The organism is Dellaglioa sp. CoH-56-MRSF-10 (assembly GCF_056782175.1).
The window spans coordinates 43,680-64,229 of record NZ_JBXAYF010000001.1; the positions used below are offsets into that span (position 1 = coordinate 43,680).

General features: G+C 33.6%; 20 protein-coding genes and 1 tRNA gene. 2 read left to right on the top strand and 19 right to left on the bottom strand.

Annotation, left to right across the window (positions count from 1 at the left end; genetic code table 11):
* Positions 1 to 171 precede the first annotated feature (171 nt).
* Genes AC1RP4_RS00210 through AC1RP4_RS00220 form a run of 3 tightly spaced genes read right to left on the bottom strand, consistent with a single transcriptional unit; the run spans position 172 to position 2,939 of the window.
* Complete coding sequence (locus tag AC1RP4_RS00210; protein ID WP_481761100.1) at positions 172 to 1,107, bottom strand: pyridoxamine 5'-phosphate oxidase family protein; 936 nt, start codon at positions 1,105 to 1,107, stop codon at positions 172 to 174.
* Entirely contained in the window at positions 1,097 to 1,624 is a 528-nt protein-coding gene (locus AC1RP4_RS00215) for a hypothetical protein (RefSeq protein ID WP_481761099.1), read from the bottom strand. Before AC1RP4_RS00215 ends, AC1RP4_RS00210 begins: the two co-directional genes overlap by 11 nt.
* Positions 1,611 to 2,939, bottom strand: coding sequence for a glycosyltransferase family 2 protein (locus tag AC1RP4_RS00220; RefSeq protein ID WP_409021868.1), 1,329 nt, complete (start codon positions 2,937 to 2,939; stop codon positions 1,611 to 1,613). Before AC1RP4_RS00220 ends, AC1RP4_RS00215 begins: the two co-directional genes overlap by 14 nt.
* Positions 2,940 to 3,222: 283 nt before the next feature.
* On the opposite strand from AC1RP4_RS00220, the gene AC1RP4_RS00225 reads away from it, so the two are divergent.
* Positions 3,223 to 4,560 (top strand): dihydrolipoyl dehydrogenase family protein, encoded by a 1,338-nt coding sequence (locus AC1RP4_RS00225; protein WP_481761098.1) that lies wholly within the window; start codon positions 3,223 to 3,225, stop codon positions 4,558 to 4,560.
* A 278-nt stretch (positions 4,561 to 4,838) separates the two neighbouring features.
* Here the strand turns inward: AC1RP4_RS00225 and AC1RP4_RS00230 are convergent, their stop codons facing one another.
* The 8 genes from AC1RP4_RS00230 to yycF all read right to left on the bottom strand — a co-directional run bounded on the left by AC1RP4_RS00230 (position 4,839) and on the right by yycF (position 14,308).
* Positions 4,839 to 6,308 (bottom strand): MFS transporter, encoded by a 1,470-nt coding sequence (locus AC1RP4_RS00230; RefSeq protein WP_409021866.1) that lies wholly within the window; start codon positions 6,306 to 6,308, stop codon positions 4,839 to 4,841.
* 136 nt (positions 6,309 to 6,444) lie between these two features.
* Positions 6,445 to 6,924, bottom strand: coding sequence for a 23S rRNA (pseudouridine(1915)-N(3))-methyltransferase RlmH (gene rlmH / locus AC1RP4_RS00235; RefSeq protein WP_481761097.1), 480 nt, complete (start codon positions 6,922 to 6,924; stop codon positions 6,445 to 6,447).
* Between the two features lie 409 nt (positions 6,925 to 7,333).
* Positions 7,334 to 8,626, bottom strand: coding sequence for a S1C family serine protease (locus AC1RP4_RS00240; protein ID WP_481761096.1), 1,293 nt, complete (start codon positions 8,624 to 8,626; stop codon positions 7,334 to 7,336).
* A gap of 111 nt (positions 8,627 to 8,737) precedes the next feature.
* Positions 8,738 to 9,547, bottom strand: a complete 810-nt coding sequence (locus AC1RP4_RS00245; protein WP_481761095.1) for an MBL fold metallo-hydrolase — start codon at positions 9,545 to 9,547, stop codon at positions 8,738 to 8,740.
* A 34-nt stretch (positions 9,548 to 9,581) separates the two neighbouring features.
* A complete protein-coding gene (locus AC1RP4_RS00250) occupies positions 9,582 to 10,403 on the bottom strand; it encodes a two-component system regulatory protein YycI (RefSeq protein WP_481761094.1) in 822 nt (273 codons plus the stop codon).
* A 13-nt stretch (positions 10,404 to 10,416) separates the two neighbouring features.
* Entirely contained in the window at positions 10,417 to 11,736 is a 1,320-nt protein-coding gene (locus AC1RP4_RS00255) for a YycH family regulatory protein (protein ID WP_481761093.1), read from the bottom strand.
* Entirely contained in the window at positions 11,723 to 13,576 is a 1,854-nt protein-coding gene (gene walK, locus AC1RP4_RS00260; protein WP_481761148.1) for a cell wall metabolism sensor histidine kinase WalK, read from the bottom strand. The genes AC1RP4_RS00255 and walK overlap by 14 nt, the downstream gene beginning before the upstream one ends.
* 21 nt (positions 13,577 to 13,597) lie before the next feature.
* Complete coding sequence (gene yycF, locus AC1RP4_RS00265; protein WP_409021860.1) at positions 13,598 to 14,308, bottom strand: response regulator YycF; 711 nt, start codon at positions 14,306 to 14,308, stop codon at positions 13,598 to 13,600.
* 196 nt (positions 14,309 to 14,504) lie between these two features.
* Here yycF and AC1RP4_RS00270 point away from each other — a divergent pair.
* Positions 14,505 to 14,577 (top strand) — tRNA-Lys (locus AC1RP4_RS00270).
* A 165-nt stretch (positions 14,578 to 14,742) separates the two neighbouring features.
* On the opposite strand, the gene AC1RP4_RS00275 is transcribed toward AC1RP4_RS00270, so the two are convergent.
* From AC1RP4_RS00275 to rplI, 8 genes are all read right to left on the bottom strand, one after another.
* On the bottom strand, positions 14,743 to 15,261 hold the full coding sequence (locus AC1RP4_RS00275) for an Asp23/Gls24 family envelope stress response protein (RefSeq protein WP_481761092.1): 519 nt from the start codon (positions 15,259 to 15,261) through the stop codon (positions 14,743 to 14,745).
* Positions 15,262 to 15,291: 30 nt separating this feature from the next.
* Complete coding sequence (locus tag AC1RP4_RS00280) at positions 15,292 to 15,492, bottom strand: DUF2273 domain-containing protein (protein WP_409021858.1); 201 nt, start codon at positions 15,490 to 15,492, stop codon at positions 15,292 to 15,294.
* 16 nt (positions 15,493 to 15,508) lie between these two features.
* Positions 15,509 to 16,063, bottom strand: a complete 555-nt coding sequence (gene amaP, locus AC1RP4_RS00285) for an alkaline shock response membrane anchor protein AmaP (protein WP_481761091.1) — start codon at positions 16,061 to 16,063, stop codon at positions 15,509 to 15,511.
* Positions 16,064 to 16,088: 25 nt separating this feature from the next.
* Positions 16,089 to 16,334, bottom strand: a complete 246-nt coding sequence (locus AC1RP4_RS00290) for a GlsB/YeaQ/YmgE family stress response membrane protein (protein ID WP_409021856.1) — start codon at positions 16,332 to 16,334, stop codon at positions 16,089 to 16,091.
* 386 nt (positions 16,335 to 16,720) lie between these two features.
* Positions 16,721 to 16,930: a CsbD family protein gene (locus AC1RP4_RS00295; RefSeq protein ID WP_409022828.1), complete on the bottom strand. Its 210-nt coding sequence runs from the start codon at positions 16,928 to 16,930 to the stop codon at positions 16,721 to 16,723.
* 214 nt (positions 16,931 to 17,144) lie between these two features.
* Complete coding sequence (locus tag AC1RP4_RS00300) at positions 17,145 to 18,431, bottom strand: adenylosuccinate synthase (protein ID WP_481761090.1); 1,287 nt, start codon at positions 18,429 to 18,431, stop codon at positions 17,145 to 17,147.
* 182 nt (positions 18,432 to 18,613) lie between these two features.
* Positions 18,614 to 20,005: a replicative DNA helicase gene (gene dnaB, locus AC1RP4_RS00305; protein WP_481761089.1), complete on the bottom strand. Its 1,392-nt coding sequence runs from the start codon at positions 20,003 to 20,005 to the stop codon at positions 18,614 to 18,616.
* An 83-nt stretch (positions 20,006 to 20,088) separates the two neighbouring features.
* Entirely contained in the window at positions 20,089 to 20,544 is a 456-nt protein-coding gene (rplI, locus tag AC1RP4_RS00310) for a 50S ribosomal protein L9 (RefSeq protein ID WP_481761088.1), read from the bottom strand.
* Between the last annotated feature and the right edge of the window lie 6 nt (positions 20,545 to 20,550).

The window sequence follows — 20,550 nt, forward strand, 5'->3', positions numbered from 1 at the left end:
CACCATTACCTTCTTATTCCCTTAGTGACAGTTAATCTATTAATAATTCGTCTGTAATTTATGTGTCAAAATATAGAGATAAATACGTTGAAAATCAAGTAAAAAGTTTATTTTTTTAATTGATTTATTAAAAAAAGGTATTATCAGCAATGAATATTGCTAATAATACCTTTAAAATTTCACTTGATCGTGCTGTGTCCAAGTATCTAATCGAGCACTTTTGATCACTATTTCATAAATAATCTCATTTTCTATATCTTCTTCCAGTAATCCATCCATAAATCCTGGCACCTGTGCCCGATACAACTCTGCTAGATCTTCTAATTTATATTTTGACCTCTTAACACTTAACCTATTACTAGCAATAGTCATCCCTGTACTCGTTGGAATTGTATTAATAGCTGCTTTACCTAAATCCAATTCAGCAATTTTAGGCGTTTCCGGAGCTGAACCAAAATACCAAACATTTGATTTATCAGGTGAAACAATAAATCGCATCTGACGACTCGATGGCATCCCATCTGCAGTAGCAGTACTCAGGACCATTTGATTTGTTTCACCAATAAATCGTCTAAATTTATCTAACACATTATGTTCTTCCACTTCTGAAGGTGCCCCTTCATCAATAAATGCTAATACCTCATCAACTGTTTTTAACTTAGACTCATTTTGTAGGTAATACAATATTTGTGGGATATACGGTGAAATATCCCGATCTTTATAATAAAACTGTAACCATCTTTTTGAAGCAAGCAGTGGGCCCGCGTACGTTACTCTTAGTTTAGTTTTATACCAACTAATTAAATGTTTTAATGGCCAGTGTTTGAGCATTATTTGCCAAAAGTATGACGTAAATAGAAATAGAATTGCCGCTACCAGTACATTAACTTCTATAATACTGACAACTGACAACATTTTGAATGGCTCAAATGTCATATAAAGTCCTAATAGGATTCCGGTTGATAAAACCGTTAAAAACGTAACTAATCTTCGCTTAAATAATCTTAATTTATGTAACATCAAGCCCGAAATGTCACGTCTTTTCTTCATATTTCTTTCTCGTACAACCATCTCATCTAATAATCTTTTATCCTCTTTAGAAATCATCTTCATCCTCATCTCCAAAGTAATCAAATTGTTGCCTTAATTCAAATGTCCCAATATCGGCATAATCTTGTATGATAATTTTATTTTGACCCTCTCTATGATCTCGTGGCCCATATTTTAAATAGTACATTTCTTCAGCTAAGTCAGTGTGTTTCTTTAATAATTTTGAATCATAACTTTCTATATCATTTTTTAGACGATTATTCGAAAGAATTAAATTATAAATATGCAAAATTAAAAAGAACGCAATAAAAAACAAATAGTATTGTAGGAATGTATTTATAATCGTATCAAAAAGCTCAGTAAATAGTGTTTGATCAATTGGGATTGCCTTATCTTTAAATAAAATCAAGATAACCGTGATACTGATTGGTACTAAGCACGCAATCCAGCCAATTGTTATTAATACTAATTGTCTTAGTTTGAGACTTACATTTTTTTGACCAAAAAACCAATCAATCGTCAATGCGTCTTCATCTACTTCGTTCACAATATAGTCAGGCTTATTTTTTGTCATCATCGTCGCCTCCTAAATCTGTTGTAATACTATCCGAACGTTCAGGTGAATGCCATACGCCACCATCTTCACCCGTAATAATTTTACGCACTGTCGGAATTAACTCAGCTACCATTGTATACGTATTTACCATCCAGTAAATGAGGATATACCACGGCGCAAAAATAACGTATTTTAAAGATTTACCACTATCATTGAAAAATGACGCCATGATTAACTGAATCAAACCAATAATGACCTCTATTGAAATAAATATGCAGGCGAGCGCTAAGTTATTGCTCAACTGTAACCAATCACCATTTACAATACAGATAATTTGAATTGCTAAAAATGCAATCATACTTAACCAATAAAAGACTGACCAAATAACACTTAATCCATAATCAATAATAATAGGTACACTTGAAAATTGTTTAATCGGATGACGTAGAACGCGTAACGTCTTCGTTAGAAGTACATAAACGCCACCAGATGACCATCTATGTCTTTGTTTAATTAGTTCACCTAGCTTTTCAGGTACATCCATAAAGAAGCGAATATGCGGCGCAAAATAAGCCACCCAACCTAATGCCTGCATGTCCCAGGCAATTGCGATATCTTCTGTTGGCTGTTCAGCTTCCCAACCACCAACATCTAAAACGGCTGCTTTTCGATACATTGTATTTGCACCTGAGAAAGCAAATAAACCGCCATAAGATAATTGCGATCTCTTAATTAAGCCAATGATTGAATTTAATTCATTCTGTTGTGCTTCTGCTACAATTGTTGTTTTATTAATTGGTAACATATTCCCAGTGACAGCGCCTAAATTCTTGCCACCTTTTCTTTCAAAATATGACATATATTTCCATAAGGCATCAACTTCTGGTTTTGAATCCGCATCATTGGATAAAATAAATTCGCCTTTAGCAAATGCCAATGCAATATTGAATCCAGCTGCTTTTCCACGATTATTAATAATTGTGATCGTTCTTAAACGTGATTTGAACTCCTCTTGTAGCGTCTCCAAAATCTCACCGGTTTTATCTGTGGAACCATCATTAATTACAATAACTTCATATTTATCTAGAGGATAATTTAACTTAGTCTCTAGATGTCGAATTGTTGCTTCTATTGATTGTTCCTCATTATGAGCAGGTACAAAAATAGAAATGAATGGTTCTCCCTTCTCTAAATATTTAGGGAGCTCCTTCTTCTCCATAAATATTCTATAATAAAGGCTCGATACAATAAAGGCTAGGCCTCCAACGATTGGATACGATACAATCGTGTAAATGAGTACCTTCGTAATATCGTTTAGTACTGTTGCTGTCATATAATGACCCCCAAATAATTGTAGTTAAATAAATAGCTAAAATCCTTTACATACATTGACTTAACGCCCTTTTTAAACTATAACCTCTGTGATTTTAATAATCAAATAAAATATTCTAATACTGGATTACTTTGTCTGTCACTATTTTAAAAATTTAAAAGCTATGCTTTCTTTTTAAAAATGTTTCACATGAAACATTTTTAAGCGATTATTTTTAATTAATTTTCAATTTTATGCTAGTATCAGTATAATTATTAAATATTTATTATGGGGGATATTAATTATGAAACAATCACACTACGATACAATTATTATTGGTGCTGGACCTGGTGGTCTTTCTACTGCTTTTGATTTAAGTAAAAAGCAATCTGTTCTCATTATTGAAAATGATCTTTGGGGTGGTACTTGTCCTAATCGAGGTTGTGACCCAAAAAAAATGCTTTATTCTGCTGTTGAAACTAAACAACGCCAAGAAGCAATGCAAGGCTTCGGACTAACTGGCAGTTCTATCATTGATTGGCCTAAATTAATGGCTTTTAAATCAGCTTATACGGATAAAGTTCCAGCCAATACCCTAGCAGGTTTATCTGCAGCAAATATTAAAACTGTTCACGGATCTGCTAAGTTTATTTCAAAGTCAGAAATTAACGTTAATACTGAAACTTACACTGCCGATAATTTTGTAATTGCGACCGGTCAGTCACCTGTAGTCCCTGATATTCCAGGCAGTCATTTACTAAAAACAAGTACCGATTTTTTATCACTTGAAGAATTACCAGATAAAATAGCTTTTATTGGCGCTGGCTATGTTTCAATTGAGCTTGCTAATATAGCTGCTATTGCTGGCTCAGAAGTTCATATTATTCAACATAATAGTCAAATATTACGTGGATTTCCAATTGAATATACAACCCGTCTCATTGAGAATTTGAAAACTAATGGTGTCCATTTTCACTTTGACACTAATATTACAGAAATAACAGAAGGTCCTTTAGGCTTCCAGATGTTAGACGATAAGGGATTATCTTTAACTGTTGATTTGGCAATTTCAGCTATGGGCCGTCAACCTAACGTTAATACATTAAACCTACCTGCTACAGGTGCTGAATCAGATTCACATGGTATTATTGTGGATTCTCACTTAAAAACGAAAAATGATCGAATTTATGCCATTGGAGATATTGTTTCACGCAAACAACCTAAGTTAACACCTGTTTCAACATTTGAAGGTCATTACGTTGCAGACCAACTACTTAAAAAATCGAATAGTCCAATTGCTTACCCACCAATTCCAATGACTGTCTATGCCAGCCCACAACTATCTCAAGTTGGCATTACGATTGAACAAGCTAAAAATGAACCTGAACATTATGACATTAGAGTACAAGAGACAACTAACTGGTATTCCTTTAATCGAATTAAAGAATCTGAAGCATCTGTGACAACTATCTTTGATAAATCATCCAACTTACTTGTTGGTGCTGTCGCATACACCACAATTGCGGAAGAACTTATCAATTATCTAACACCATTAATTGCTAACAAAACATCAAAAACAGATGTTACTAAACTTATCTTAGCTTATCCGACTCCAGCAAGTGACCTAACCTATTATCTATAAAAAATACGATTAAAAAGGTATCTGCCTTTTTGTAAAAATCCCGCCATGATTATCAGATGAAATATATAATTTCATTCGACAATCATGGCGGGATTTTTTTGCCTAGAGTTAAGTACAGTGCATTTGATAAATTGACATTAATCAAGGAATTTACACTGGGAATCTATTAATAACTTTACAAGCAGATAAATCAATATACCCCATTAAATTTTATATAATTTCATCAGTCAACTCGATACGACTTAGTACATAGTACATTCTCTCAGAGATTCTATTTTTTAACTTAGTTGTTTTCTAGATTGAGCCTGAATCCATAAATTAAATAGTAAAACGATAATCAATAATATTGTCGCGATTACCATAATATTATGCAACCCTTCATACATAATCTGTCGCATTGCTGGTAATAATTTTTCAGGAAGACTTGAAACACGCTTCGAATCACTTAGCTTGTTTAACATCTCCATCGTAATTTTACCATGAGACTGATTAACTCCTTTTAACAACGCACTGTTAAGGATAACCCCATAAATTGATGACATAAATGTTTGGCTTAAAATACGTAATAAGTAGGCAAATGAAGTTGCGATTGGGACATCTCGACCCTCCGCATCCTCTTGAACACTCAGTTGTAGGACATTAAAACACATTCCTAAACCGAACCCTTCAAAAGCACCCATTAGTAATAAATACCAGAATGGGACTGTCACACCTACAACTAACATCCCAGCAAACGAAATAATAAAGCTAATGGTTCCGATTGTAATAATCCGGTATTTCCCCAATCGAGGAATCATTGATGGACCGGACAACGAACCAAATAAATTAGTCATTGCACCAGGAATTTGTGTTGCCCCACCAATCAATGCACTCATTCCAAGTATTCCTTGTGCCCACATTGGAATATAGATGTTAAATGAGATAAATGCTCCCCATAAAAAGGCAAATATGATAAAATCAACAATCAGTTTCTTATTTTTAAATAATCGATTGGGAATAATCGGATCAACGGCCCTATCCTCAACTCTATACAAAATACCGAGTAAGATAATTCCAGCAATAATTAACCCAACGACTAAATTAATTGACCCAACACCAATCATTTGAATACCTGTTAATAAGGTCACTAAGCTGACAATCATCATTCCAGCACCCAAGTAATCGATATTCCCCTTTTGACGTTTTTTAACTTCTTCTTTGAAGAAAAATTGGATTGAAATAATTGATATTAATGCTATTGGTACATTGATATAGAAGACCCAATGCCAACTAAACGTATCAACGATCCAGCCACCAACTAAAGGTCCAATAATTGATGCAATACTGTAACTAGCTGTTGCATAACCAATAACTTGTGAGCGTTTCTTAATATTTTTATAAATATCAGCATAAATAATAAACGGAATTGTATTCATCCCACCTGCACCAATACCCATAACTACTCTAGCAACTAAGAAAAAGACAATATTACTTGATGTTGCTTGAAAAACCGCACCGATTGCAAATAAAAAAGTTGCTAACTGATATGCACCACGGTTACCAATTCGTTCGCCTAATTTACTCCAAAGAGGTGTGGCAACTGCCATCCCCAACAAGAAAACTGCAACAATCCATCCCATATATTGGATACCATGCAAATCACTGACGATTGATGGTAATGCAGTATTAATAATCGTTCCATCAAGACCTGCCATTGCGTTAGATAACAGCAATGCAATAGTCACGATGATTAAATTCTTTTTATTCATAAATTCTCCCTCTTATACGACTAAATTTAAAATTACTTATTTTTATCATCCACCTTTAAGCAAGCTCTAGGTCAAGGGAAAATATGAAAATCTACTGATATCCTAAAATTACGTTACTTAAAGTATTGAAAGGTCCTTATTTATGATAGGGGCTCCCTGCATTAATCATAAATCCACGGTAAACTTGTTCAGTCAAAATCATCCGCATTAATTGATGCGGTAAGGTAAATTTACCAAACGAGATTTGTGTGTCGGCGCGTCTTAAAACGTCCTCGCTTAGTCCTAATGACCCCCCAATAACGAAGGTTATGTCTGAATGCCCATAAGTTCCAAGATCAGCAATCTCTTTAGCAAAATCTTCCGACGTACGTTCCTTACCTAAAATGGCTAAAGCATAAACATACTCTTTTTCTTTAATCTTACTAAGGATACGTTCGCCCTCTTTACCTTTAACATCAATCATTTCTGCTGAACTTAATTTTTCCGGTGCCTTTTCATCATTTACTTCAATAATTTCAAATTTACAAAACTTACTTAACCGTTTTGCATACTCTTCAATTCCTTGTTTGAGATATTTTTCTTTTAATTTACCTACACCAATAATCTTAATGTTCATAATTTCCACCTTTTTCACAAGTTATACACAAAGTTACGCACATATCCACAATTTGGACCACAACATATTGCGGGGAATATGTGTTCGTCACTACATTTATTTGTTGCCCATTTGTCAACACCATATTAGTTATGCACAGATTTTGCGTTATTTATCATTCCTTAATTATACGCTTTACACATTGGTATAACAGTCTTTTTTTATTTTAAAATATCAAATAAATAAAAGTTAGTCACAGGCCATTCAATTAATTGTGCATAACTATTTTGTTTAGAAAGTCCCTTCATACTGCCCTTTCCCTCTGTTACTCACACCCACCTTAATATCTATCCACTTAGTTATACACAATATCTATTTAAAATAAAAAAATAATCGTAAATTAAGTTATTTACGATTATTTCATATTTGTTTATTGAGCTGATGATGCTGATTTACTTGTTGAGCTTGTTCCTGTATTTGCATCTGTTGCTTCTAAGGTTAATTTGATATTAGCCTGTTTCAACTTACCATCATGATAGAATTCAACAGCCACTGTATCACCAATTTTATGTTCATATAAAACTTCTCGTAAGCTTGAGATATCAGTAACTTTCTTATCACCTAGCTTAACGATAACATCATATTTACCTATACCAGCATTTTTAGCAGGTGAATCACTATTTATTTTAACAGCAACAATCCCTGAAGAAACACTTTTTGGTAATTTTAAGACACTCTTTTGATCACTTGCTGAGACGTAATCTAAATCGATTAATGAAATACCAATTGCAGGACGTTTAACTTTTCCATTATCAACTAATTGATTAATGATTGATACAACCTCATTACTTGGAATAGCAAATCCCATTCCTTCGACAGAAGTTGATGATGAACTAGAACTAGTAGAGCCTGTTGCTGTACTTGCTAGTTTCATCGAATTAATACCGATAACTTGGCCAGAAGTATTAATTAAAGCCCCACCTGAGTTTCCAGGATTAATGGCAGCGTCAGTTTGAATAACTGTTGCTTGGCCCGTTTTAACACCCGAATCATTGGTAACATCAATCGTACGTTTCTTAGCTGATATGATTCCTTGCGTTAATGATGTCGCATAATCAGATCCAAGTGGAGAACCGATAGCCAATGCTGTTTCACCAACAGTGATACTATCAGAATCACCAAATGTGGCGATTTGAGTCACATCTTTAGCTGATATTTTTAAAACAGCTAAATCAGTAATTGAATCTTTACCAACAATTTTGGCACTTAATTTTTTACCATTACTCAATAAAACTTCAACTTTACTTGCACCAGAGATAACATGATTATTAGTTACGACATAAGCACTACCATCTGATTTTTTATAAATGACACCAGAACCTTCACTTGATGCTGTTTCTGTTGTCGCAGAGGAATCGCCTGCTGCACCAAACATATCCGTTAAGCTGTTACTTGAACCACTTGACTTTGTATATGAAATAACTGAAACAACCGCATTTTTAACTTTAGCAAATGCTTTTGATGATTCATTACTTGATTTAACACTTACATTTGTTACTTTAGTTGTACCTGATTTATTTGAGGATGTTGTAACTGCGCCATTATCACTATCATTATTTTGGTAAAATGTATATCCACCAAATGCAATTCCGCCACCAACTAATCCTGCAATAAGCGCTGTAACAACTGTTTTACCTAAGCCTGTTCTATTTTCATTTGACATTTTTATATACGCGACACATTTGTCGCTGCCCCCTTAAACGTAATCTTTTACTCTTTTAAGAATAACGGTTAATTGTGAACTATTTATGAATAAATTTTGAAAAAATTGTTCTTATAAAACAACCAGCTTTGTAGCATTTTCCGGATCTGTATCGAAAATGTTAAAATCACCACCAACTGCTAAATCATGTTCTTTCATCGTTGATTCAACCGTTAGATGGGCTAATTCTTTCATATTATTATCCTTACTAAGATGGCCTAAAAAAATTCGTTTTGTCCGATTACCCATAACATTCATAAGTGCATCAGCACCATCCTCATTTGATAAATGACCTTTATCACCTAAAATGCGCTGTTTTAATGACCATGGATAGCCGCCCATCCGTAACATTTCAATATCATGGTTACACTCAAACAAGTAAGCATCTGCATCGGAAATTGTCCCTTGAACGTTCTCTGAGACATAACCTGTATCCGTTAAAATAACAAATGACTTATTGTTATGATGAAATTGGTAGAATTGCGGTGCCGCTGCATCATGAGAGACACCAAAACTCTCAACATCTAAGTCGTCGAATGTAATTACTTTCCCCATCTCAAAAATTTGCTTCTTCTCAACGGGAATTTTACCAATCGTATGAGCCATGGCTTCCCATGTTAATTCATTTGCATAAACGTTCATGTCATACTTACGGGCTAAAATACCAGCAGCCTTTGCATGATCCGTATGTTCATGTGTTACAAATAACGTGTCGACATCGTTAATATCTCGACCAATATCTGTCATTAGGCTCGCAATTTTTTTACCACTTAAACCAGCATCTACAAGGACCTTGTGCTTAGGCGTTTCAATATACGTGACATTTCCCGCACTACCGCTTGCAAGAACACTAATCTTCATATCGTCTGTTCCTTCATCCATTACTTGCCTGCGCCTCTATCCTTTTAATCTTCATTTAATTTAAAATATCAGTGCTATCCTTCATAATCGCTCCTGAAAATGAATTAACTTGCTTGTATTGTGTCACACCATTACTTGGATTCTTAACAGCTACTATCCAAACTGGAATATAGACGCTATATTTTTTATCCAAACTGAGCAACTCAGCATATCCTAACTTAGACCATTTAACCTTACTTTTACTTGCAAATTGATTATATTGATACAATATCAGTATTGCTTGTTGTTGACTAATAATTGACTCATTTTCACGTAATTTTTCTGTATTTGCCATATACGTTTGTGAATAGCCACTAATTTTATTATTTTGAATTGTAAATTTAATTAGTCCAACATTTGAGTAAACCATTTTATCGTAAACAACCTGCGAATACACGACACTTGTCTCTGTTGAAAGACTACTGTTATAGCGATAATTATCTCCATGTAGAATTAAAGTATTATCACTCATAATTGTCTTATCAATTGTTTTATTTGGACTTTCACTATCTGTGATATTAATTGGTGTCCCAAAAATACTAGATAATTTATTGTCTTTATATGTTGTAACTTGGGATTGCAGCTGTTTAGCATCATTCTTTAATACATCAGATGCTTTATTAGACATATATACACCAGTCTCTTTTTTATTTGAGATACTGCCGTATTTAATGTCATCTTCTCGCATCTCTTTAAGCGTTGTACCGGTTTTTGTTGTCCCAGGTGATGATCGACTCGAAATTTCAATTTGTTGATTTTGTCGTAATGAGGTGAATAAAAAGATATTTAAACCAAGAAAAACAATAATAAAAATAATTTGAATTCGTCTAAAATCCAATTAATTCACCTCCCTAATCTGTTTGTAGTAATTCAGTATAACTTTTCCATTTATCTTGATATCGGATATACCAAGTGGGTTCTAGGTTGACTACCAAATCTGAATCAGAACTTGATACCCAACGATAACCTAATTGAATATCTGAAATATCCGCATCTTTATACCCTGCCGTAACCAAGCTACTTAACACTTCTTCTGTACTTGGTAACGTAACATCTGCTTTTCCAGATGGAACAGCAATTTGTAACGTCAATAATGAAAAATCAATTTTATTTCCACCATTATCTAGTCGCTCAACTTCAATCACACCGTGTTTGGTTTGATTAAAAATCGGAAATCCTTCAATATAACTTCTGAATGTTGTTGTCATAGACTTACCATTAAATTGGTAGAAGTGAATATTATCTAATCCGATACCTGTATTTTTAATACTCGTATAACTTTCAGTTAAAGCATTACCACGACTCGTTTTTTGTTTCGCATCTGAATTTTCATCATCTTCATATGAAACCAAATTTGTCGTATTTTGAACCGTTAATTGTCGATCAGAACCATCATAGTAAGTTATTGTCTTTTTACTTTCTTTAACGTTGACCGATGAACCATCTTTTTGTCCTAATAGATTAGCAACATACTTACTAGCCGTTTGCTTATCCACTAAATACCTAAAACGAGCTATATTAAAATCTTGATTATAATACATAAAAATATCATTATTATGCAGTTTAAATGTAACTGATAATTTCGATAACGTTTCATTTTGTACAACATCATCAATTGTTTTACCTTTATTATAGGCATCATTTAACGAAATCTCATAAATTTTTTTATCCTTGTCACTCAACAGATAAATACTTTTCTTATTATCACGCGGAATAAGAACACGGTTAATAAGTCGTGTTTTATAATTTTGATTTTGCTGATTAAATACTTGATTAAATAACCCAACCGTAATTTCATCTGAGTAACTAAGAACCAATTGATTTTTTGCATTTAAAAACGTTAAATAATCATTTTTATTTTTAATCGGAACTTCTGATATAGACGTTTCTTTCCAAGTACGTATCTTTTTTTGAATATTTGAAATGATATTAATTTTTTCACTATATAAAACATTTTGTTGCTGATTATCATTATAAATAACAGACGTTGGTGCATATACTTCGCTCAATTTAGTACTCTTTGTTAACTCTGTCTGCGTTGAATTTGTAGCTTTCGTCGATTCACTTTTACCATTCCATGTCGGATTTGTCCAAATGACCCATGATAAACCGATACTTGTCATAATTAATAAAAATAATAGTGTTGGTAAAATAAATCTATTCAATTTCATCCCACAGGTCCTCCTCATATGATTCATAAGGCAATGAAATATAGAATGTTGAACCCTTGCCTTCCGAGCTATCTAACCAAATTTTACCTTTATGCATTTCGACAACCTCTTTTGAGATAGCTAGGCCTAATCCAGTTCCACCTTGAGCTCTCGATCTAGCTTTATCCACACGGAAAAAGCGATCAAAAATATGCGCTAAATCTTTTTTAGGTACACCAAGGCCCTCATCAGAGATACTCAAAATAACGTGCTTATGTGTCTCCAATAAACGACAAGTTATTTCTCCACCATCAGGTGAATATTTAATGGCATTATTCATAATATTATCAATGACTTGCACAATTTTATCAGTATCTAATTCAACCCATAAATCACGTTTAGTAAAATCACGTTTAATCGAATACTTTTTGCCTGACCCATCGTCAGCATTAATCATCATATCGAATCTATCCAGAACATAACTATACAGTTCATTCAAGTTAACTAATTCAAGTTCTAACTTAGATGTTCCTGAATCCATTCGTGACAAATTTAGTAAGTCATTAATCATACGCATCATACGTTCTGTTTCATTCTGTGTAACTTTCAAGAAACCTGGTGCAACTTCTGGATCTTTCCATGCACCATCGTTTAATGCCTCAATATAACTCTTCATACTCGTCAAAGGCGTTCTTAATTCATGAGAAACATTAGAAACAAAGCTTTCACGTTCACGTTCTATCTTTTGTTGTTCTGTGACATCATGAAGTACACAGACAAGACCACTAATAAAGCCAGATTCTCTTTGTATTAATGAAAAATAAGCATTCAAAATTTGTTCATGTTCTACATCAGATAAATCAATCATAATTTCATCTTGATTTTCTAACAAATCACGTAAAGTATACTGACTACGTAAATCAAGAATATCCAAAATTGATACTCCTATTGAGTCATTTTCATTTTGATCTAATAAGGTAGAGGCCGCTTCATTCATAATGATAATATTTCCGCGACGATCCGTCGCAATTACACCATCTGTCATGTGCGATAGAACACTATCTAAACGACGACGTTCAGCTTCAGATGATTCTTGTGCCTCTTCAACACGAACAGATAAGTTATTAACCGCATCTGCTAATTGTCCTAGTTCATCATTAGAATAGACACGAACTTTTCCGGAGTAATCTCCGCGAGAAATTCGAATCGTTTGCTTTTTCATCTCATCAATCGGACGAGTTATTGCCCGGGAAATAACTATCGTTATCAAAAGGACTAAAACAGCTGCAAAAAATGACGCGGTCACGAAAATAACCGTGATATCGTTAATATTTGAGTATAAGCTTTCCAGATTGGCCTTAACGTATGTAACCCCAACTGTCGTTGTTACATTTCCTGCTGTACTAACTAGTGGCACAATTGAAACATAGTAGCGCTTATCGCTAGATTCATCATAAATCTTCTTTTCAAATGTTTTAGGTGTATATAACACTTGCTTAATTGTTGCATCTGTCGTTTTTTGTCCCACAACAGTTTGATTATTAAAATCACTACTCCCGCGAATTGTGCCCTTACTATCAATCACTCGAATTTCTGTGATACTTGAATTACTAACATCTTCCAATATTTTTTTGATATCTCTATCACCAGCAGCTGTATCTGTTTTTGCTAAATCCTTCGTAATCGAATTAGTAACATATATAGGTAACTGGACTTGTTGCTTAAAGGTATCTAAGTTTTGCTGTTCTAATTGCCTAACAAAATAAGCCCCGACAATTTCCAACGTTATTAAAATTAATAACGCAAAAATGAGGGCTATTTTAAATTGAATAGATTTAAAAAAACGAATTTTTTGATTCATTTTCATCGTTATTCCCCTACTCTATTCTAAATCTGGATTTTTCATATAGTATCCAACACCACGACGTGTTACCAACCACTCTGGATGGCTTGGATTATCTTCAACTTTTTCTCTTAAACGACGCATTGTAACATCAACCGTTCTGACATCACCGAAGTAATCATAACCCCATACCGTCTGTAGTAAATGTTCTCTAGTCATAACTTGTCCTAGATGTTGTGCTAAATAATGTAATAATTCAAATTCACGATGTGTTAATTCAATTTTTTCATCATATTTTGAAACCATATATGCTTCAGGATGAATGGTTAATTGTCCAACTTGTATTTCACTATTTTGTGGTTGTTCTTCTGTTTGAACACTCTCAATTGTTTTTTGTCTTCTTAAATTAGCTTTAACTCTGGCCACTAGTTCACGGTTAGAGAAAGGTTTTGTTACATAATCATCTGCACCTAATTCTAGACCTAAGACCTTATCGATTTCTCCATCTTTAGCTGTAACCATAATGATTGGCATATCGTAAGTTTTTCTAACTTGACGAGCAACTTCTAAACCATCCACTTTTGGTAACATTAAATCTAATAAAATTAAATCCGGTTCAACTTCTTTAACTTTTTCTAAGGCTTCTTCACCATCGTAAGCTGTATAAACGTCGTATCCTTCTTTAGTTAAATTAAATTTAACGATATCAGAAATTGGTTTTTCATCGTCGACAACTAATATTTTTTTCATATGTGGATCCTCCTTATAGGAAGCTGTAAAATTAAATCTAGATACAACTTCTTAACCCTCCATTATTATAGCCTATTCAATCATCATTGCCAAACACAGTGATTAAATTTACCCAAATCCTTTTTCGAAAAGTTATTGTCTTTTATTAGTATATATGATAATATATTTAACGTTGATGAATTATTATTAATGGTTTGGGTGGTTAGCTCAGTTGGTAGAGCAACGGACTCTTAATCCGTGGGTCTAGGGTTCGAGCCCCTAACCACCCATGGGTGCCAAACCCAACATATCGCAAGATATGTTGAAGCATCTAGCTGCGGCTAGGTGCTTTTTTTGTGTTCTCATTTACTTATTGATGTTTCACGTGAAACAAAAAAAGAGAAACCCTATCGGATTTCTCTTAACTAGATTTAAATCTTATTATTTGTTCAACGCTATTTAACCCGGTCATCATCTTTATTTACTACCTGAGAGGTCGTTTTTTTAACGGCATCTACCCCATCTGTTGTTTTTTCTTTAATAGTACTACCTGCATCAGATACACGATCTTGTAAACTTGTTTGTGAATCATCAAATTCTTTTGGTGTTTGAATGTCTACTACTTCAACATTCAACTCAATTAAAGCTAAATCTGTTGTTTCCTTTACTTGTTTATTAATAACTTCCGTTAACTGTTTATAAATATCATGTGCATTGTGCCCATATGCCATAATAATATTTAAATCAACCGCAACTTGTTCCTTGCCAACCTCAACGCCGATGCCATCTGTTGGATTATCACTATTTACAAGTTTATTTTTAATATTTGCGACAAATCCACCATCCACACCCAAGAGACCAGATACATTTTCAATTGCATAACCGACTATTTTTTGAATAACCTTGTCATCAAATGTCAATGTCCCCTTTGGTTCAGTCTTTGTTCCCTGCGTATTTGTTTTTTCTGTAGTCATAATTAAGACTCCTTTCGATTTTTAAAATAATCAATTTTTCCGCGTGAAAATTTTTGAAATAAATGACAGATCAATATCATATTCTTTAAATAGATAACCAATCCATCCTGCTAACAGTGTCACAATCATAATGATAATCGTCTTCCAAAATCCTACAGTTACAAGTAACGAGGATATGATAAATCCTAGAGCACTACCAACTCCAATATTAATTGACATTTTATCTTTCATTTATGCACACTCCCTCTTAAACTACCCGTGTAACTTTACGTTTTGAATTTGATTTTTTACTTACCTTAATATCTACTTTGATAGGAATATGACTAGATCCAGCTAATAGATCATTGAGATTCTCAGTTAATTCACTCGTAATACGAGGTAATTGTCCAACTGTAGACTGTTGGTAAACTGAATCTGCAACAATATGGATCTTTCGCTGACGTCGTGTATTCTTCAACGTAACTTTAATATTAGATAAGTCTTCACTAGACAACTTTGTCTTGATAAATTGGCTAATACCCTGGTTACTTAAAGCAAGTCTTCCTTCTTTAGTTTGCTTCAAAGGAATATCTGGTAGTTGCGCAGGCCACAAAAGTATTAACAAAAATATGAAGACTGTTAATAGCAATAACACAATCCCATAATAGAAGATAAAATCGTTACTCTGAAAATTTGTACTAACGTTAAAATGTTCAAGCATTTTAGTTATTTTCTCAATTATTTCTGGCCAAATCAGCAAGCTAAGCCCAATCAAGTATCCGAGGCTGACTATACTCAGAATAATTTTTTTACTCTTCTTCATAAACATACCTCTCTCTTGACTTGATTTACTTCCTTGCTTTTATACCAAATATAGCTGAAACAATTAAAACTAAAATTATCGCACCAATGATAGAAGGGATAATTGCCATTCCTGCCAAGCTAGGTCCCCAATGACCAAGGACACTTTGACCAAGAGCTGACCCAACTAGTCCAGCGATGATGTTACTTATCCATCCCATCGACTCACCGCGATTAGTAATCGCCCCTGCAACAGCACCAATAATAGCACCTACAATTAATGACCAAATCATAATATGTTCCTCCTTTGTTTATATTAAATAGTTATTTATTATATTAACTATTCGTTATATGTAATATACCATTATTTGAAATCGCTTGCAAATGAAACGATTTTATTACGCTCAATCTATGAAACTTAATGAATCTCTTTCCCAGGTACTTAAACTTATATACACCAAAAAATAAAGATAAATAACTATCTTTGTTTTCCTCGTTGCTTAATTAATCACATAAAGTTAAACAAAATAAGATCTATGAATATCTGAGTGAATAAGATGAACTGATAGGTACTATACTCACAAGATAAGCCTATTATTTATCTAACTTCGGCTAATAAAAAGAAATAAAAAAAACTCGCACTGCTTATTGTAAGCAGTGCGAGAACCCAATGAAATTACTATTTCTTTTTACGTTTGTCCATAACTTCATCTATTTTTTCTGCAACATCATCTTTGACATCTTCTAATTTATCTTTCGCTTTACCAAGGAAACCTTCCGCTTTACCTTTAACTTCTTCTTGCTTGTCTCCTGTCAATTTACCTTTAGTTTCTGTTACTTTACCCTTAATTTGATCTTTCTTTGCATCTAATCTATCTTCATTTGTCATCATGTTTCCTCCTCATAATATATTTGTCTACATACCGATAGTAACATCCAAAGAAAGCGTATGCAACATATTCGACTTATCAAATATATAAGTTATATAAATTTTTAAGCTCTAATTAATTAAGGTTATTTATCTACTTAGTTATTGATTAAATAAAAAAAAATCAAAGTATTAACTTTGACTTTTCTCACATTACTATCAACCTATTACTTATTTATGCCCAAACATCATCTAAAACATTTGTTTGATCACGATCGGGTCCAACTGAGAATGTTGAAATTTTAACATCAACGATTTCTTCAATACGTCTAATATAATTTCTAGCATTTTCAGGTAATTCTGCAAGAGTTTTCATTTGAGTAATATCTTCAGTCCAACCAGGTAATGTTTCATATACTGGTTTACATTGAGATAATTCTTTAAAACTAGCTGGATAACGATGAATAATTTCACCATTTAATTCGTATGCTGTACAAATTTTAACTTCTTTTAATCCAGTTAAAACATCAATACTGTTTAAACATAAGTTAGTCAATCCTGAAACACGTTTGGAATGATTCATAACAACACTATCAAACCAGCCAATACGACGTGGACGTTTTGTTGTTACACCATATTCATGTCCAACTTCACGGATAGTATCACCGATTTCATCTAATAGTTCAGTTGGAAAAGGACCATCCCCTACACGTGATGTATAGGCTTTGCAGACACCAACAACTGTATTTATTTGAGCAGGTCCAACACCAACACCGACTGTTGCGCCACCTGCAATTGGATTTGAAGAAGTTACAAATGGGTACGTTCCATGATCAATATCTAACATAACACCTTGTGCACCTTCAAATAAGACTTTCTTACCAGAATCTAGTGCATCATTAATAATAACTGACGTGTCCATTACGTATCGTTTCAAACGTTGGCCATAGGCAAAATATTCTTCAAAAATATCATCAAATTCAAGTGGTTCATGATCATATAATTTTGTAAATTCACGATTTTTTTGTTCTAAATTATTTTTTAATTTTGCTGAGAAAGTTTCTTTTTCCATTAAATCAGCAATTCTAATACCAATTCTAGCAGCTTTATCCATATAAGCTGGTCCAATACCTTTATTAGTCGTCCCAATCTTATCTTCTTTTTTAGCAGCTTCTTGTAAGCCATCAAGTAGAATATGGTATGGCAAAATAACATGAGCGCGGTCAGAAATACGTAAATTATCTCCTTTAACGCCGAGTTTTTGTAGATAATCAAGTTCTTCACATAAAGCTTTAGGATTCACAACAACCCCATTACCAATGATACTTAATTTATCTTGAAAGAAAATACCTGATGGAATCAAATGTAATTTGTAAGTGTTGCCTTCAAATACAATTGTGTGTCCGGCGTTATCGCCACCTTGATACCGTGCAATAACATCGGCATTTTGACTTAAGAAATCTGTAATTTTACCTTTTCCTTCATCGCCCCATTGGCTACCTACTACAACTACTGATGACATATTTTCATCCACCTCATAATTTATATTTTAAATTCATAAATACAATCCTAGAATATTATAGCAATAAAGCAGTTCAAATACAACTAAAATACGAACGTTTGTATTTTATATAAACATTTATCAACTATATAACGAACGTTTCTCTTTTTATTCAAAAAAAATATCCCACTAAGGAATATTTTCTAGCCTTCTGGTCTATAGGCAAGTGACGAGAATTTATTATATGATTTAACAAATAATAATTTAACTGTACCTCGTTCGCCACCACGGTTTTTTTCAATAATAACTTCAACTTCACCAACATTTTGGTCATCTTCATCCCTTGGATCAGGTAGATTCCCGTCTTCATCTTCATCAGTATCGCGTTCATAATAATCATCTCGATACAAAAATGCAACAATATCTGCATCTTGTTCAATAGAACCAGATTCACGAATATCTGATAACACTGGTCGTTTATCTTGGCGTTGTTCAACACCACGGGATAATTGAGACAATGCAATAACTGGAACACTTAATTCTTTCGCTAATTTCTTCATTTGACGAGAAATTTCTGAGACTTCTTGTTGTCGACTTTCGCGTCCTGAACCTTCAATCAACTGTAAATAATCAACAACGATTAACCCTAGTCCACCTTTTTCCTTCGCTAATCGACGGCATTTTGCCCGAATTTCAGCCATCTTTGACCCAGCAGTGTCATCAATAAAGATATTAGCCTTTGATAATGAATTCATTGCCACAATCAAATTTGACCATTCTGATTCGTCTAATTGTCCCGTTCGTAAGTGATTCGCATTAATACTACCTTCAGCACATAACATACGACTAACTAATGATTCTGCTGACATTTCTAAACTAAAAATAGCGACAGTTTCATCAGTTTTAGTTGCTACGTTTTGAGCAATATTCAACGCAAAAGCTGTTTTACCAACAGCCGGACGAGCAGCTAAAATGATTAACTCATCTGGATGTAACCCGGCAGTCATTTTATCCAACTCTGGATAACCTGTCGACAATCCAGTAATTGTATCGCCTTCTTTAGCTAACTTTTCAATATTTGTAAATGTACTTTTTAATACATCAGCGATAGCTTGAAAACCACTACTATTTCTTTTTTCAGATACGCTCATAATTTCACGTTCAGCATTATCTAAAAGCGTTGCAACATCATCATCTTGTGATAAACCCTTAGTTGCAATAGATGTCGCTGTCGCAATTAAGCGTCGAATCATTGATTTTTCTTCAACAATTTTAGCATAATACTGAACGTTCGCAGCCGTTGGTACAGAGCCAGCTAATTCAACAATATAGCTAACACCGCCAATATCATCCATTTGATTTTTAGAAGTTAAATTATCTTGAATCGTAACAATATCAATAGCTTCATCTTTATCATTCAGATCCACCATAGCCGCAAATATCAATTGATGGCGACGTTGATAGAAGTCTTCGGGCTCCAAGTATTCCATTGCCTCAACAAGAGCATCACTCTTTAAAAAGACAGCGCCCAAAACGGCTTGTTCCGCTTCAATATTCTGTGGTGGCGTTTGGTCTGTTAATAGTTCATTATTCATTTTATCGTGTTCTCCTTACTTCTAAAATCAAGAAAAAAGCTGGACAAAATCAAATTTTGCCAGCTTTTCAAATAAATACTACTTTAGTTATTAGCCGAAACATGAACACGAATCATTGCTGTTACATCAACATGTAACTTAACAGGTACATTCGTGAATCCTAAGGCACGAATTGGTTCTGGTAGTTCAACTTTACGTTTGTCGATTTTAATTCCGTATTGTTTTTCCATAGCTTGTACAATTTGCTTGCTAGGAATTGAGCCAAATAAACGGCCATCTTCGCCCGCTTTAGCTGTTAATTCAACAACTGTCTTATCATCTTCTAAAACGATTTTTTCATCTTTAGCTTCTTTTAAAATTTCTTCAGCTTTTTTTTCTTCAGCTTTTTGTTGTCCCTTTAAAGAACTCATTGCTGAATTTGTAGCTAATTTTGCTTTACCATTTTTAATTAAAAAATTTTGAGCATAGCCGCTTGGTACTTCTTTAATTTCTCCACGTTTACCTTTTCCGCGAACATCTTCTAAAAATATAACTTTCATAATCAA